The 14,326-nt window shown below is 70.0% G+C and carries 16 protein-coding genes; 7 read left to right on the top strand and 9 right to left on the bottom strand.

Going from position 1 to position 14,326, the window contains the following annotated elements:
• The 7 genes from BST28156_RS33580 to BST28156_RS33550 form a co-directional block, all read left to right on the top strand.
• The coding region (locus BST28156_RS33580) for a hypothetical protein (protein WP_217451827.1) at positions 1 to 455 on the top strand (455 nt) is incomplete at its 5' end.
• 254 nt (positions 456 to 709) lie between these two features.
• On the top strand, positions 710 to 1,336 hold the full coding sequence (locus tag BST28156_RS33575; RefSeq protein ID WP_174904489.1) for a DNA-3-methyladenine glycosylase: 627 nt from the start codon (positions 710 to 712) through the stop codon (positions 1,334 to 1,336).
• A gap of 107 nt (positions 1,337 to 1,443) precedes the next feature.
• A complete protein-coding gene (locus BST28156_RS33570) occupies positions 1,444 to 2,208 on the top strand; it encodes a ParA family protein (RefSeq protein ID WP_060245407.1) in 765 nt (254 codons plus the stop codon).
• Between the two features lie 472 nt (positions 2,209 to 2,680).
• Complete coding sequence (phaP, locus tag BST28156_RS33565; protein WP_060245405.1) at positions 2,681 to 3,262, top strand: TIGR01841 family phasin; 582 nt, start codon at positions 2,681 to 2,683, stop codon at positions 3,260 to 3,262.
• Between the two features lie 305 nt (positions 3,263 to 3,567).
• Positions 3,568 to 4,749, top strand: a complete 1,182-nt coding sequence (locus BST28156_RS33560) for an acetyl-CoA C-acetyltransferase (protein ID WP_174904488.1) — start codon at positions 3,568 to 3,570, stop codon at positions 4,747 to 4,749.
• A gap of 227 nt (positions 4,750 to 4,976) precedes the next feature.
• Positions 4,977 to 5,720, top strand: coding sequence for an acetoacetyl-CoA reductase (phbB, locus tag BST28156_RS33555; protein ID WP_060243510.1), 744 nt, complete (start codon positions 4,977 to 4,979; stop codon positions 5,718 to 5,720).
• Between the two features lie 135 nt (positions 5,721 to 5,855).
• Complete coding sequence (locus BST28156_RS33550; RefSeq protein WP_059478764.1) at positions 5,856 to 6,065, top strand: hypothetical protein; 210 nt, start codon at positions 5,856 to 5,858, stop codon at positions 6,063 to 6,065.
• A gap of 54 nt (positions 6,066 to 6,119) precedes the next feature.
• On the opposite strand, the gene BST28156_RS33545 is transcribed toward BST28156_RS33550, so the two are convergent.
• The 9 genes from BST28156_RS33545 to BST28156_RS33505 all read right to left on the bottom strand — a co-directional run.
• Positions 6,120 to 6,401 (bottom strand): hypothetical protein, encoded by a 282-nt coding sequence (locus BST28156_RS33545; RefSeq protein ID WP_174904487.1) that lies wholly within the window; start codon positions 6,399 to 6,401, stop codon positions 6,120 to 6,122.
• A gap of 22 nt (positions 6,402 to 6,423) precedes the next feature.
• Positions 6,424 to 6,915 (bottom strand): hotdog family protein, encoded by a 492-nt coding sequence (locus BST28156_RS33540; protein ID WP_174904486.1) that lies wholly within the window; start codon positions 6,913 to 6,915, stop codon positions 6,424 to 6,426.
• Positions 6,912 to 7,730, bottom strand: coding sequence for a beta-ketoacyl synthase chain length factor (locus tag BST28156_RS33535; RefSeq protein ID WP_174904485.1), 819 nt, complete (start codon positions 7,728 to 7,730; stop codon positions 6,912 to 6,914). Before BST28156_RS33535 ends, BST28156_RS33540 begins: the two co-directional genes overlap by 4 nt.
• On the bottom strand, positions 7,727 to 8,947 hold the full coding sequence (locus tag BST28156_RS33530) for a beta-ketoacyl-[acyl-carrier-protein] synthase family protein (RefSeq protein ID WP_174904484.1): 1,221 nt from the start codon (positions 8,945 to 8,947) through the stop codon (positions 7,727 to 7,729). Before BST28156_RS33530 ends, BST28156_RS33535 begins: the two co-directional genes overlap by 4 nt.
• 63 nt (positions 8,948 to 9,010) lie before the next feature.
• Positions 9,011 to 9,898 (bottom strand): polysaccharide deacetylase family protein, encoded by an 888-nt coding sequence (locus tag BST28156_RS33525; RefSeq protein ID WP_174904483.1) that lies wholly within the window; start codon positions 9,896 to 9,898, stop codon positions 9,011 to 9,013.
• The gene (locus BST28156_RS33520; protein WP_174904482.1) at positions 9,895 to 12,366 is read right to left on the bottom strand and encodes an MMPL family transporter; all 2,472 of its coding nucleotides are present in this window, start codon (positions 12,364 to 12,366) and stop codon (positions 9,895 to 9,897) included. The genes BST28156_RS33525 and BST28156_RS33520 overlap by 4 nt, the downstream gene beginning before the upstream one ends.
• A complete protein-coding gene (locus tag BST28156_RS33515) occupies positions 12,366 to 12,995 on the bottom strand; it encodes an outer membrane lipoprotein carrier protein LolA (protein WP_174904481.1) in 630 nt (209 codons plus the stop codon). Before BST28156_RS33515 ends, BST28156_RS33520 begins: the two co-directional genes overlap by 1 nt.
• The gene (locus tag BST28156_RS33510; RefSeq protein ID WP_174904480.1) at positions 12,992 to 13,966 is read right to left on the bottom strand and encodes a lysophospholipid acyltransferase family protein; all 975 of its coding nucleotides are present in this window, start codon (positions 13,964 to 13,966) and stop codon (positions 12,992 to 12,994) included. Before BST28156_RS33510 ends, BST28156_RS33515 begins: the two co-directional genes overlap by 4 nt.
• Positions 13,963 to 14,326, bottom strand: a 364-nt coding sequence (locus BST28156_RS33505) for an ApeI family dehydratase (RefSeq protein ID WP_496350119.1), incomplete at its 5' end; no start/stop codon positions are given. The genes BST28156_RS33505 and BST28156_RS33510, both read right to left, overlap by 4 nt.

Below are 14,326 nucleotides of genomic sequence, written 5' to 3'. Positions count from 1 at the left end.
AAGATCATGAACACGATATCTCTAACGCACCACCCTCAGGGCCCGTTTACACCGTTCCGAATTTCAACAGCCTGCTAAAGACTGGCCGGCGATTTTTCCGCTCCGGAGTGTGCGAGCATTCTGTACGCTCGCACACCGGTATCTTGCAATGGATTCAGACGTTCGGAGTCCTCATGCGCTTTCGTCATTCGCAAAAGCCGCTTGTGAAGTTTTTGATGTACGGCATCTATCCCGAGAGATTCAGCAAGGAATATGGCGATGGATGGTTTGCCGTCCTGTTCGGCGCCTTCGGAAGGACGCTGCCGATCTCGGTCGGGATAGCGGCACTGAGCTGTGTCGTTGCGCCCGGCGCGCTCACTACCGGAGGGCTGGCATTCACGACAGCGATTCTGTTCGCGTACAACGCATTTCTGGAATGGCATTTGATTCGCCGGTCCCGACGCGAGGAGGCATAGTCGATTGAGGTAACCTGCATGCCGATTCCGCGTCACGAGCGGTGGGTTGCCTTGCAACGGCCCAGGAGCGCTTTTCGATCCTTCCGAAACGTGGCTGACGCACTTCCCGATCTCATCGCCCGGCATCTCGACATGCTGTTCTCCAGGATCCCTCCCCGCACGGCCGCCGCGACCGGCCGTCATGTTGAGCGATGCCTGCCGTCCGCTTCGCATGACGGTGCTCGCCATTGCCGATCATCGGCCGGAGGTGCCGCATGACGCGAAACACGCGCGCGCCGGGCTGGCCGGGCACGCCGCTGCCGCGCGCGTTCTTCGATCGCGCCGCCACCGAGGTCGCGCCGCAACTGCTCAACAAGATTCTCGCCGCGGCGGACGGCCGCGCAGGGCGGATCGTCGAAGTGGAAGCCTATGCCGGCGCGATCGACCCGGCCGCACACACCTACCGCGGCAAGACGCTGCGCAACGCGACGATGTTCGGGCCGCCGGGGCATCTGTACGTGTACTTCACGTACGGCATGCACTGGTGCTGCAACTGCGTCTGCGGCCCGGAGGGCGCAGGCACCGGCGTGCTGATCCGCGCACTGGAACCGCTGTTCGGAATCGAGCGGATGCACGCCGCGCGCCCGCCGCGCGTGAGCGATCGCGATCTGTGCCGCGGCCCGGCCCGGCTGACGCAGGCCATGGGCATCGACGGTGCGCAGGACGGTATCGATCTGGTGAGTGCCGGCGACGGCTTCACGATCGTCGACGACGGGACGCCGCCGCCAGCGAAGCCGGCGCGCGGGCCGCGCATCGGCATCCGCGCCGGCCAGGAATTGCCGTGGCGATGGTGCGTGCGGGGCAGTCCCCATGTATCCGGCGTTGTCCGGCCGCGCGCCTGATTCCGGCGGGTCGGTCCCTTGCACGAGATCGACGCTCGTCACGAGCGCGCCATTATTGTCCGGCTAAGCTGATCCTTTCGACGTTTTTGATCGAGGGGGGAAGCGCGATGCGACGGGTCGTATTCAACCAGAAGGGCGGCGTGGGCAAATCGACGATCGTCTGCAATCTGGCGGCCATCAGCGCGAGCGAGGGGCTGCGCACGCTCGTGATCGATCTCGACGCGCAGGCGAATTCGACCCGCTATCTGCTCGGCGATCGCGCCGCCGACGCGCATCCCGGCGTCGCCGATTTCTTCGAAACTGCGCTGACGTTCAATTTCCGTCCGGTCGACGTCGCGTCGTTCATCCACCCGACGCCGTTCGAGCTGCTCGACGTGATGCCCGCGCATCCCGATCTCGACGCGCTGCACGGCAAGCTCGAATCGCGCTACAAGATCTACAAGCTGCGCGACGCGCTGAACGAGCTCGACACGTACGACGCCGTCTACATCGACACGCCGCCCGCGCTGAATTTCTACACGCGCTCCGCGCTGATCGCGGTCGAGCGCTGCCTGATCCCGTTCGATTGCGACGATTTCTCGCGTCGCGCGCTGTACACGCTGCTCGAGAACGTGAAGGAGATCCAGCAGGATCACAACGCGGCGCTCGAAGTGGAAGGGATCGTCATCAACCAGTTCCAGCCGCGTGCGAGCCTGCCGCAGCGGCTGGTCGACGAACTCGTCGGCGAAGGGCTGCCGGTGCTCGCGTCGCGCCTGACGTCGTCGGTGAAGATCCGCGAGTCGCATCAGCAGTCGACGCCCGTCATCCATCTCGAACCGGGGCACAAGCTCGCGCAGGAGTTTCGCGCGCTGCACCGCGAACTGGCCGGCTGACGCTCATGCGCGCGGCATTTTCGCCGTGCGCCGCATATCGTCCGATTATTGAATCCGTTATTAATAATCCATAAATCGGTTTCGATGCAAATTCAAAAAAACGATTACATCAGCGGTTGCTTAATTGTCGACGCACGCGGGCGCTTGTTTTCTAATAGTCGTAATAATCGGCGTGTAAATATTGCGGCAGGTCACGGCGCGTTATGCTGAAAAAGGTGAAAATCCTTCCGCAGCCGGTACTGCGACGCGGACCCGGCAATTTTCAGGACGCCAGGCTTGACGGCCTTCTATCGGCGAGTTAGGGTTTGCACCTAGCATTAAAGACATTTAATTGACAATTAGTCGCTCTAGAATGGCCTTCCTCAACATCCCGTTCAGAATGAATCACGGGATTTCGATAAGGAAGCAGGCTGTCGATTTGACTTCCAATCTCTTTACGTCGTCTCTCGCATTGCTAACAGGAGCGTGCCCGATGTCTGTATTTGCCCCCGAAAAATTCGCCGCCGATTATCAGTCCGGTATCGCCGCCTGGTTCGCGATTGCCCGTCCGGCAATCCAGGGTTTCGAAGCCGTCGTCGAACTCAACCTGCAGGCGACCAAGACCGCGCTCGCAGAGTACGAGGACAAGCTGAAGGACGCGTTCAACAGCAACAACCCGGCCGCCAGCTTCGCGCAGCATGTGGCCGCGCCGCAGGAAGCGACCGGCAAGGCCGTGTCGTACGGCCGCCATCTGTTCGACATCGCGGTGTCGACGCAGGCCGAATGGCAAAAGGTCGTGCACGCGCAGTACGAGCAGGCCGACAAGCGCCTGAAGGACGTGCTCGGCGAGCTGACGAAGCACGCGCCGGCCGGCTCGGCGCCGGTGGTGGCCGCGCTGAATTCGGCGTTGTCCGCGGCGAGCGCGGCGGCCGATTCGGTGCGCGCAGCGACGGGCCAGGCGATCGAGGCCGCGCAGAGCAGCTTCGAGGCGGCCGGCGAGACGGCGGCGCGCAGCGCCAAACAGACGGCCGCCGCGACCCGCAAGGAAGCCGCCGCGCGCGAAGCGTCGGAATGACCGCGTGTCGCGCGTCGGCGCGACACGATTGAGCGGCGCCGGATGTCGCGACGCCCCGCGTGTGCCACGCGGGGGGCGATGCAAGTCCGGTTTGCCGCAATGCGCCGGCGTGCGTTTCGAGCACGCCCGGCGCCCCTCGACACGGGCGGAGCGACCGGTTGGCGCGCTTTCGTTCGTGCTGCGTGCAACGGGCGCGCGAGCGGCCGCAGCATGCGGCGTTCGCGTCCCGACGCGCGTCATTGCCGGCGCGGCCAGTCCGTGGGCGGCGTCTACACGACAATCTGATTTCGATGCAGGAACTGAACATGACGGACGTAGTGATCGTATCGGCCGCGCGGACCGCGGTCGGCAAATTCGGCGGCTCGCTGGCGAAGATCGCGGCCCCCGAGCTGGGCGCGACGGTGATTCGCGCGGTGCTGGAGCGTGCGGGCGTGAAGCCCGAGCAGGTGAGCGAAGTGATCCTGGGCCAGGTGCTGGCGGCGGGCTCGGGCCAGAACCCGGCGCGCCAGTCGCTGATCAAGGCGGGGCTGCCGAGCGCGGTGCCGGGGATGACGATCAACAAGGTGTGCGGCTCGGGCCTGAAGGCGGTGATGCTGGCGGCCAACGCGATCGCGGCGGGCGACGCGGACATCGTGATCGCGGGCGGCCAGGAGAACATGAGCGCGGCGCCGCACGTGCTGCCGGGCTCGCGCGACGGGTTCCGGATGGGCGACGCGAAGCTGGTCGACACGATGATCGTCGACGGGCTGTGGGACGTGTACAACCAGTACCACATGGGGATCACGGCGGAGAACGTCGCGAAGGAATACGGGATCACGCGCGAAGAGCAGGACGCGTTCGCGGCGCTGTCGCAGAACAAGGCCGAGGCCGCGCAAAAGGCCGGCCGCTTCGACGACGAGATCGTGCCGGTGTCGATCCCGCAGCGCAAGGGCGAGCCGCTGCAGTTCAAGACGGACGAGTTCGTGCGCCACGGCGTGACGGCGGAATCGCTCGCGGGCCTGAAGCCGGCGTTCGCGAAGGACGGCACGGTGACGGCGGCCAATGCGTCGGGGATCAACGACGGCGCGGCGGCGGTGCTGGTGATGTCGGCCAGGCGCGCCGAGGCGCTGGGGCTGACGCCGCTCGCGCGGATCAAGGCGTACGCGAACGCGGGCGTCGATCCGAGCGTGATGGGCATGGGCCCGGTGCCGGCATCGCGCCGGTGCCTGGAGCGCGCGGGCTGGACGCCGGGCGACCTGGACCTGATGGAGATCAACGAGGCGTTCGCGGCGCAGGCGCTGGCGGTGCACAAGCAGATGGGCTGGGACACGTCGAAGGTGAACGTGAACGGCGGGGCGATCGCGATCGGTCATCCGATCGGCGCGTCGGGCTGCCGGATCCTGGTGACGCTGCTGCACGAGATGGTCAAGCGCGATGCGAAGCGCGGGCTGGCGTCGCTGTGCATCGGCGGCGGGATGGGCGTCGCGCTCGCGGTCGAGCGCGACTGAGCAGGATCGGGCGACACCGCGCATCCGCGCGCGGCGCATGCCGGCGCCGCGGATGCGCGCAGCGTTTTCGCGCAGGACAAGCAGCGAACCACAAGCGCGATGTTCCGGTGCGCACGCCGGCCCTGTCGGGCAGCGGGACCGGCGGCAGCGCATCGCAGCGGGGGGCGGCGGCATCGACGATGCCGCGGTTCCGGATCGATGACTTTCTTTTGTCTGTAAATAATAGGATGACTAAGCGAATTGCAGTGGTGACAGGAGGTATGGGCGGGCTCGGCGAGGCGATCAGCATCCGGTTGCACGATGCGGGTCACCGGGTGGTGGTCACGTATTCGCCGAACAACACGGGCGCCGATCGCTGGCTGACCGAGATGCACGCGGCCGGCCGCGCGTTCGATGCCTATCCGGTGGACGTGGCCGACCACGACTCGTGCCAGCAGTGCGTCGAGAAGATCGTGCGCGACGTCGGTGCGGTCGACATCCTGGTGAACAACGCGGGCATCACGCGCGACATGACGCTGCGCAAGCTCGACAAGGTGAACTGGGACACGGTGATCCGCACCAACCTCGATTCCGTGTTCAACATGACCAAGCCGGTATGCGAAAGCATGGTCGAGCGCGGCTGGGGGCGGATCGTCAACATCTCGTCGGTCAACGGCTCGAAGGGCTCGGTCGGCCAGACCAACTACGCGGCCGCGAAGGCCGGCATGCACGGCTTCACGAAATCGCTCGCGCTGGAAGTCGCGCGCAAGGGCGTCACGGTGAACACGGTGTCGCCGGGCTATCTCGCGACGAAGATGGTGACGGCGATCCCGCAGGACATCCTCGACTCGAAGATCCTCCCGCAGATCCCGGCGGGGCGGCTTGGCAAGCCCGAGGAAGTCGCGGCGCTGGTCGCGTACCTGTGCTCGGACGAAGCCGGCTTCGTGACGGGCTCCAACATTGCGATCAACGGCGGCCAGCACATGCACTGACGCGCGGCGGCCCGGGCGGCGTTCGCGCGCGTCCGGGCCGCGCTTCCGCTGTATCCAGTGCCGGCGCAGCGCACGCACGACGACGCGAGCCGTCTCGTCGCGTGAAGCGCGTCGGCCTCGCATTCCGGAGGAGGCATGGGTGAAGACTGGATGGGTGTCGCGATCGGCGGTGCGGCGCTGGCCGTCGCGCTGACGATGACGATCGCGCTGCACTGGCTCGAGCGGCGTCGCGCACGGCTGCTGCGCAACTTCGATCACCGCGACTGCTGGCTCGTCGCGTACGGCAGATGCTTCGCGCGCAAACCGGCGACAAGACCGGCGCGCCGCACGCGACGCGGCGCATGACGTGACGGATGGCGGGGCGGCGGTGCGGAGCGTGAACCGCGCCGCCGCGCGCGCTCAATCGTTGCGGTCGTTCGTGTCGTTCTTGTGGAAGATCCGCTTCGTCGTGCGCTTGGTGGCGTCCCAGCCTTCGCGCGACGCATGCGCGATGCCGTGGCCGACCGTCTTCGCGGCGCTGGCGGTCGCGTGGCCGAAGCTGCGCGCGGCCTCGCCGGTCTTGTGCGCGGCTTCCTTCGAATCGCGCTTGATGTCCTGCTTCACTTCCGACATGTCCGCGTGCGCGATCGGGCTGATCAGCGCAAGCACGAGCGCGGTGCAAACGAACGGGCGAATTTTCACGACCTGATTTCCTTGAGTGTGTTCATCGGGCGCCTTGATCGGCGGCAAGCGGCGCGCGCAATGCGCCGGCCGCCGCGGCGTCGAGCATGATCGTCGCGCGGCCGCTCAGCAGTACGCGCTCGCCGCAGCGCAGCGCGAAGCCGTACAGCACCGAACGGTCGTCGCCGCCGATGCGTTCGGCTTCGACCGTCAGCGGCAGGTCGAACGTGTCGAGTCGCTCGACGAACGCGTCGACATTGCGCACGCTCGCGAGGTAGCCGACGCGCGGACGGTCCTGCTGCGCGCCGAGCAGCGCGCCGTGCACGGCCATCGCCTGCGCCGCGTACTCGATTCCGCAGACCGACGCGAGCCGGTCGTGCGAACGCAGCGGATTGTGCGGATCGCGGTGGCTCGTGGCCGTGCAGCGAATTCGTGCGGCGTCCCATGCGTCGACCGTATCGAGCACGCACATCGCACCGGCGTGCGGAACGTGCGCGGCGATCCACGCGTGGTCGAGCGTCGGCGTGCCCGTCATGGTGCGCGCTCCGCGGACGCATCCGCCATCGCGACATCGACCTGCACACGCGTATCGTCCAGATAATCGAGCACGACCCGCGTCGCGCGCCGCGCGACCAGCGCGTCGAGCAGCGGCAGCACGCGTGCGGCCGGGTTGCCGATGCGCAGCGCCTCGAGTTCGGCGTGTGCAAGCGTCGTTGCCGGCGCATCGGTGAGTTGCACGTCGATGCGCGCGAGCGTCGTTGCATTCGCATCGGGCGCGAGCAGCAGCGCGACACCGAACGCGTCGTCGATCGGCCGCACCGCATGCAGCGGTTCCGGATAGTCGGTGTCGTACGCGATCAGCAGGCTCGGCACGCGATCGACCGCGACCTGGCACAGGCTCTCGAGCAGCCCGGCCGCGAAGCTGCCGTCGTGCGCGCACAGCACGTTCGAGGTCGCCATCGCGCGGGTCGCGATGCTCCAGTAGCCGGCGGGCGCGTTGTGCACGGAGTTGTGGAAGCGCGTCGGCGACAGCTGGCGATCGTCGCCGGCGAGCGTTTCGCAGATCGCATGGCAGTTCTGGCCGTCGCCGCCGGACGCGCTGAACACGGTCGCGAGCGTCGCGGCATCGCGCCCGCTCGCAGCTACCGCTTCATGGCCGACCGCGAGCGCGACGCGCACGACGGGGCCGGTGCGGCGCCGTTCGGCCGACGGCAGGCCGGCCGGCGGCGGCAGCACGGTGCGCGCCGACGCGTATGCCGCGCGGCCCGCGAGCACGTCGGCCGCGTGCGGCCAGTCGTTCAGGCCCGGGCCGACGAGGCCGATGCTTTCGATGAAGGCGGTCAGTTTCATGGAGCGGCGGCGCCGTGGCGGCGCGCATGATCGGCATGGCCGAGGATCAGGCTGCAATTCGTGCCGCCGAAGCCGAACGAATTGGAGAGGACGGCGCGTACGCGCGCATCGCGGCTCGCGAGCAGGTAGTCGGGCGCGAGGGCCGGGTCGGGCTGCGTCGTGTTGACGCCGGCCGGCACGAACTGCTCGCGCAGCGCGAGCGCGCAGACGACCGCTTCGAGCGCGCCGGCGGCGCCGAGCGTGTGGCCGGTCGCGCCCTTCGTCGAGCTGCACGGCGTGCCGGCGAACAGCGCGCCCATCGCGCGGCTCTCGGCCGCGTCGTTGCTCGGCGTCGCGGTGCCGTGCAGGTTCACGTAGTCGATGTCGGTCGCGTCGAGGCCGGCCGACGCGAGCGCCTGCCCGATCGCGACGCGTGCGCCGAGTCCTTCCGGATGCGGCGACGACATGTGATGCGCGTCGCTCGATTCGCCGATGCCGAGCAGCAGCACGGCGTCGTCGGCGGGCGCGGCGGGCAGGCGCTCGACGAGCGCGAACGCGGCGGCCTCGCCGATCGAGATGCCGTCGCGCGCGACGTCGAACGGCCGGCACGGCTGCCGCGACAGCAGTTCGAGCGAATTGAAGCCGTACAGCGTCGTCAGGCACAGCGAATCGACGCCGCCGACCACGGCTGCGTCGATCAGTCCCGCCTCGATCATGCGGCGCGCGGAGCCGAACACCTTCGCGCCCGACGAACACGCAGACGAGATCGCCATCGCCGGCCCGCGCAGTGCGAAATACGCGCGTACGAACGCGGCCGGCGAATACGGGTTGTGGGTGTGCGCGTAGCGGAACTCGGCGGGCAGCGCGCCGCTCGCCGGATCGCGGCGCCGGTACGCGCGCTCGGTCTCGAGGATGCCGGCCGTGCTCGTGCCGACGAATACGCCAACGCGTGCTGCGCCGTAGCGCGACACGGCCGCGGCGACGCGTGCGGCGAAATCGTCCTGCGTCAGGCCGAGCTGCGCGAGACGGTTGTTGCGGCATTCGAAGTCGGCGAGATCGGCGCGCACCGGCTGCGCATCGACGCCGTCCACCGCGCCGATCCATGTGTCGAGATCCGCGCGCTCGAAGTGGCATGGCGCGAGCCCGCCGCGCGCGTGACGCAGTGCGTCGAGGGTCGCGTCGAGGCCGCGGCCGATGCAGCTGGTGGCGGTGAAGTGCGAGAGCAGGAGAGGTTTCACGAGGGTCGCATCCGGGGGCCGGAACGGGCGCCGCAGCAGGGCAGGCAGGCGCGCCGAAGATGGTCAGATTTTATCAAACGGGGGTACGCGGACGGCCGGCGTGCCGGGCGGTTCGGGCGCGAGCGCGGCGCGCAGCGTGGTCCAGCGCAGCTGCGCGTCGGCGGCCGCGCGCAGCACCGTTTGCAGCACGTCGAGCACGACCGGTTCGCCGCGCGCGTCGCGCGCCGCGTGGCCGTCATGCACGAGCAGGATGTCGCGCGGTTCGAGTCCACCGCGCAGCAGGCGGCGCGCGACGCTGCCGGCATCGCGCGCGCGCGTGTCGAAGCCGCGCCGCGTCCAGCTGGCGAGTTGCAGGCCGAGCTCGCACAGCACCGGTTCGAGAAACGGATTGCGCAGGCCCGCGGGCGCGCGGAAAAACAGCGGACGCGTGCCGGCGATCTCGGTCAGCGTCTGTTGCGCGGCCGCGATTTCGCGCCGCAGCGCGGCGGGCCCCGACAGCGAGAACGTATGCCGGTGCCGCTCACTGTGGTTTTCGACCGCATGGCCGCGCGCGACGATCGCTTCGATCCACTGCGGATGGCGGCGCGCGCGATCGCCGATGCAGAAGAACGTCGCGCGCGCGTCGTAGCGGTCGAGCAGGTCGAGCACGCGCGGCGTGACGTCGGGGTCCGGACCGTCGTCGATGGTCAGTGCGATGCGGCGGCCGGCGTCGGCCGGCAGCCGCGTCCAGTTCGGACCGAGCAGCGCGCTGCGCGGCCACAGGCCGGCCGCGGTCAGCGCGAGATGCGACGCGACCACGCCGCCGACGGCCCACGGCCACGTGCCGGGCTGCGCGACGACGGCGGCGGCCGCGCCCGCATGCAGCACGGCCGTGCCAGTGATCAGCGGCGCGGGTTTCCAGCGGCGCGGAGCGCCCGGCCGATGCGGCGCAACGGCCGATCGCACGTTCATGCCCGACCTCGCTGCAAAGGATTGCCGCTCGCGCCCGGGCTTGCCGCGGCGGTACGCGGCGCGAGAATCGCTGCGAACGCGAGCGCGAGGATCGCGCCGGGGCCGACGGTCAGCCCGAAGGTTTCGAGCAGCGGCACGTGCGACAGCGCGAGCAGCCCGAAGCCCGCGACCGTCGCGAGGTTCGCGATCAGCAGCGACACGAGCGTGTACGGCGTGACGGGCTGCGCATCGTCGCGCTTGCAGAAGAACAGCGCGTAGTTCGAGCCGACCGCGACGATCAGCAGCATCCCGACGAGGTGCAGGATCGTCAGCGGCACGCGGGCGAGCGCGAAGCCGGCCGCCACGACGAGCACGGCCGCGACCAGCGGTGCGAGCGCGCGCGCGGCGCGTCGCGGCGAGCGCAGCGCGATCAGCAGCAGCACGGCGATCGCCGCGAAGCCGGCGAGCGACAGCCGGATGTCCTCGTGCACGTAGTCGACGTACAGGCGGTCGGCTTCCGCCTTCATGTCGACGAACAGCGCATCCGGCACGCCCGCGCGCGCGACGGCCGCGCGAATCGCGTCGGTGTCGAGGCCCGCCGCCGGCTGCGCGGCGGGCGTGGCGTCCGGCGCGCGCAGCGGCAGCATCGCGCTCCAGCGGCCCGCGCGTTCGGTCAGCAGCGCGTCGACGGCGAGCGCCATCGACGTGCCGCGCAGGTCCGCGCGCGTGATCGGCGGCGCACGGCGCGCGGCTTCGACATCGGCGATGAATGGCGCGAACAGGCCGGGCTTCAGTTCGATCGGCTGGTTCGCGACGGCGTCGCGCATCCGCGCGGCGAGCGTGTCGGCATCGGGCAGGCTCGCCTGGCGCGCCCGCTGCGCGGCGTCGCTTGGCAGGTAGCGTGCGGGGCTTTCGAAACCCGCGAGCGCGCCGCGTTCGACGAGCGGCTGTAACTGCGCGGCGACCCGTTCCGCGCGTTCGAGCGCGGCCTGCTCGGTCGGCACGCCGATTACGACGAGATAGCGCACGTCGGGCGCGCCGACGTCGGCGCGCAGGCGTGCGTCGAGCGCCTGCGCGCGCGCCGGCACCGGGCTCAGCGCGACGAGCTCGCGGCTCCACAGCGCGTCGCGATGCAGCACGAGCGTCGAGCCCGCGGCGACGACGAGCACGGCCAGCGGCCAGCGCAACCGCGGCGCGGCGTCGGCCGCGCGCGCGAGCACTGCGCCGACGCGCGACACGTCGCGGATCGCGATGTGCGCGCCGCGCAGGTGCGGCAGCACGAAGCGCGTGACGAGCGCGGCGGCCGTCAGCCCGACGATCGAATACAGCCCGAGCTGCACGAGGCCCGGAAAGCCGGAGAACAGCATCGACGCGAAGCCGCAGACGGAGGTCAGCACGCCGAGCCGGATCGTCGGCCAGTACGCGGCAAGCCACGCGCGCGTCGCGTCGGCCGGGCGCGCCGTACCGGCCTGCGCCGACTGCACGAACAGGTAGATCGAGTAGTCGACGGCCTCGCCGATCAGCGTCGTGCCGAAGCCGAGCGTGAGCCCATGCACGGTGCCGAACACGACACTGACCGCCGCGACGCCGGCCGCGACGCCGGACAGCACCGGCAGCAGGCCCAGCGCGAGCGTGCGCGGCGAGCGGTAAAGCGTCAGCAGCAGCGCGACGATCAGCACGATGCTCGCACTCGACAGGCGTTCGACGTCGTGCCGGATCGTGTCGCGCGTCTCGACCGAGAACACGCCCGGGCCCGTCATCGCGAGCGAGCAGGCGGCCGCGTTCGGCAAAGCCTGCGTCGCGGCGGCGAATGCGCGGCGCACCGCGTCGATCGCGCGTGCCTGCGCATCGGTGTCGGAGCCGGCGGCGGCCGTCTGCACGACGAGCACCGCGCGCGCGCCGTCGCGCGATGCCCAGACGCCGTCGCGGATCGCCGGCTGCGCGCCGCTGTCGAGTTGGTCGACGAGCGCGCCGACTTCGCCGGTCGGGTCGCGCGGCAGCAGGTCCTTCGCGACGAGGCCGGCGGACGAGCTCAGCAGGTCGAGGCTGTCGCCGAGCGCCTGGTGCAGGCCGGCGGCGGAGAAGCGCTGCGGCGTGACCGCCGGGCTCAGCAGGTAGCGATGCTCGAAGACGAACTGCCGGTCGCGCGCGTCGTTCACCGCTTCGCCGTTGTTGACCGCCGCGAACTGCGGATCGGCGCGCAGCGTGCCGGCCACGCGCCGCGACAGCGCCGCACGCGTGGCCGCGTCGCCGCCGTCGATCGCGACCAGGATCAGCCGCGACACGATGCCGTCGCGCAGCTGATCGACCAGCACCTGCTGGCCGGCGCTCGGCGAGCGCGGCAGGAACGCGGACAGGTCGGCCGTGAAGCTCGCGCGGCCGATCGCGATCCCGCACGCGACGAGCGCGAGCAGCCATACGAGCACCGCGCGCTGCCGCAGCGCGTGCAGGCGGCGCGCAACGGGCGAGGGCCGGGTGCGCTCGTCCATCAGTTGGCCGGAACGGGCTGCAGGCGCATCAGCGAATGATCGCCGTCGGCCTGCCGGATCGCGACGCTGCGCAGCACGTCGCGCGTGCCGTCGAGCGTGATCGTGCTGACGACCTTCAGCATCCGCGCGTCGAGCGGCGTGAGCGTCAGCGTCCAGTCGTCGCCGCGCCCGGCGAGCGCGACCTTGTACACCTGCTCGAGCGCGACGCGGTTGCCGGCGAGCGTCGCGCGGATGCTGTCGATGAACGCGCCGAGCTCCGGATAGCGTGCGAGCGCGAGCGTGTACTTGCGATTGTTGCGCTCAACCGTCAGCATGTCGCCGTCGACCACCATGTGTTCGGGCTTCGGGCTCAGCGTGTGCTTCTCGAGATGGTCGGGCGCGACGAACAGGAGTTCGCCGGACGATTCGACCGGTTGTGCGGCGATCGACAGGTACTTCGTCTCGGTGAAGGTCGCGCGCCCCGACTTGTGCTGCGCGAGCGTCGACATCAGCCGGTCCAGCGTCCACGCCGGTGCGGTGTCGGCCGCGCGGACGGGCAGGGCGAGTCCGGCCGCGGCGACGGTAACGGCAACGGCGAGCATGCGGGCGGCGCGGTGCAGCGCGGGCGGAAAGCGGCGAACGGCGGTCATGCGTCGGAGTCTCTCGTGACGGACAGGTCGGCGGGCGCGCGCGCGTCGTCGCAGTGCGCGGCGGCAGCGCCGTCCTGCCAGAAGTCGAAATAGTTGAACCAGTTGTATGGCGCCGCGCGGCAATACCGGTCGAGCAGCGCGACATAGCGTGCGAGCGCGTCGTCGATGGCGGCCGCGCGCGCGTCGCGCCGCACGTCCGAGAAATCGGCGAGCGGTTCGAAGTGCACATCGTAGCGGTTGCCGTCGCGATAGAGGCCCGTCATGAAGATCACCGGGCGCCGCAGCATCGCGGCCATGTACAGCGGCCCGAGCGGAAACGCGGCCGGCGCGCCGAGCAGCGGCAGCCGTCGCAGCGACGCGGCCGCATCGTCGAGCAGCGTGCGGTCGGCGAGCATGCCGACCATGCAGTTCGCGTCGAGCCGCTCGCGCACCTTCAGCATCGAATCGACCTGCCCGAGCGGGATCACTTCCGGCTGCGCGGCGGGATTCACGGCGGCGAGCGTCGCATTGATGCGGCGCGCGTTTTCCTCGTACATCGTGACGACGACGCGCAGGTCCGGACGCGTGCGGCCGATCGCGCGCACGACCTCGAAGCTGCCAAGATGCGCGCCCATCAGGAACGCGCCGCGTCCGCCGGCGAGCGCATCGTCGACGAGCGTCTGGCCGTGCACGCGGATGTCGAACAGGTCGAAGCGCGCGTTCATCAGGTAGATGCGGTCGTGGATCGTCGCCGCGAACGTGAACACGTGCCGGTAGACGTCGCGCCAGCGCGCGGGACGGCCGAGCACGCGACGCAGGTAGTCGCGCGATGCCGCGCATGCGGCCGGCGAGAACAGCACGAAATACGTCGCGACCGCATGCAGCACGATGCGTGCGGGCCGTCGCCCGAGGCGCAGCGAGATCCATGTCATCGCGCGCAGCAGCCCCGCATTGCTGCGTTCCTGGCGCTCGGCCCAGGCGGTGCGCTTCATGCCGGTGCGCCGTCCTGCGCGGCCGGCGGCGCGGACAGCACGCCGGTCGCGACGTCGCGCGCGCCGGCGCGCAGCGTGAAGCGGATCGTGCCGCCGGCGGCCGCGTCGTACGCGAGATCGAGCGGCTCGCCGGGCGCGACCGGGCTCAGGAATTTCGCCGAACCGAGCCGCCACGTGTGCAGCGGGCGCGCGAGCGTCGCGGCGAGCGCGGCGATCGCGTGGTCGAGCAGCACGACGCCCGGCACGATCGGGTGGCCGGGGAAGTGGCCGGGCAGCGCCGGATGATCGGCGGGAATGGTGAAGCCGAGCGGCGCGGCCGGCGCGTCGGCTGCCCGGGGCCCGGCCGTCGGCGCGGCTGCC

Source organism: Burkholderia pseudomultivorans, from assembly GCF_902499075.1.
Taxonomy (GTDB): Bacteria; Pseudomonadota; Gammaproteobacteria; order Burkholderiales; family Burkholderiaceae; genus Burkholderia; species Burkholderia pseudomultivorans.
Note: the sequence above shows the minus strand (reverse complement) of the source record. Positions and strands in the feature narration are given on the sequence as shown.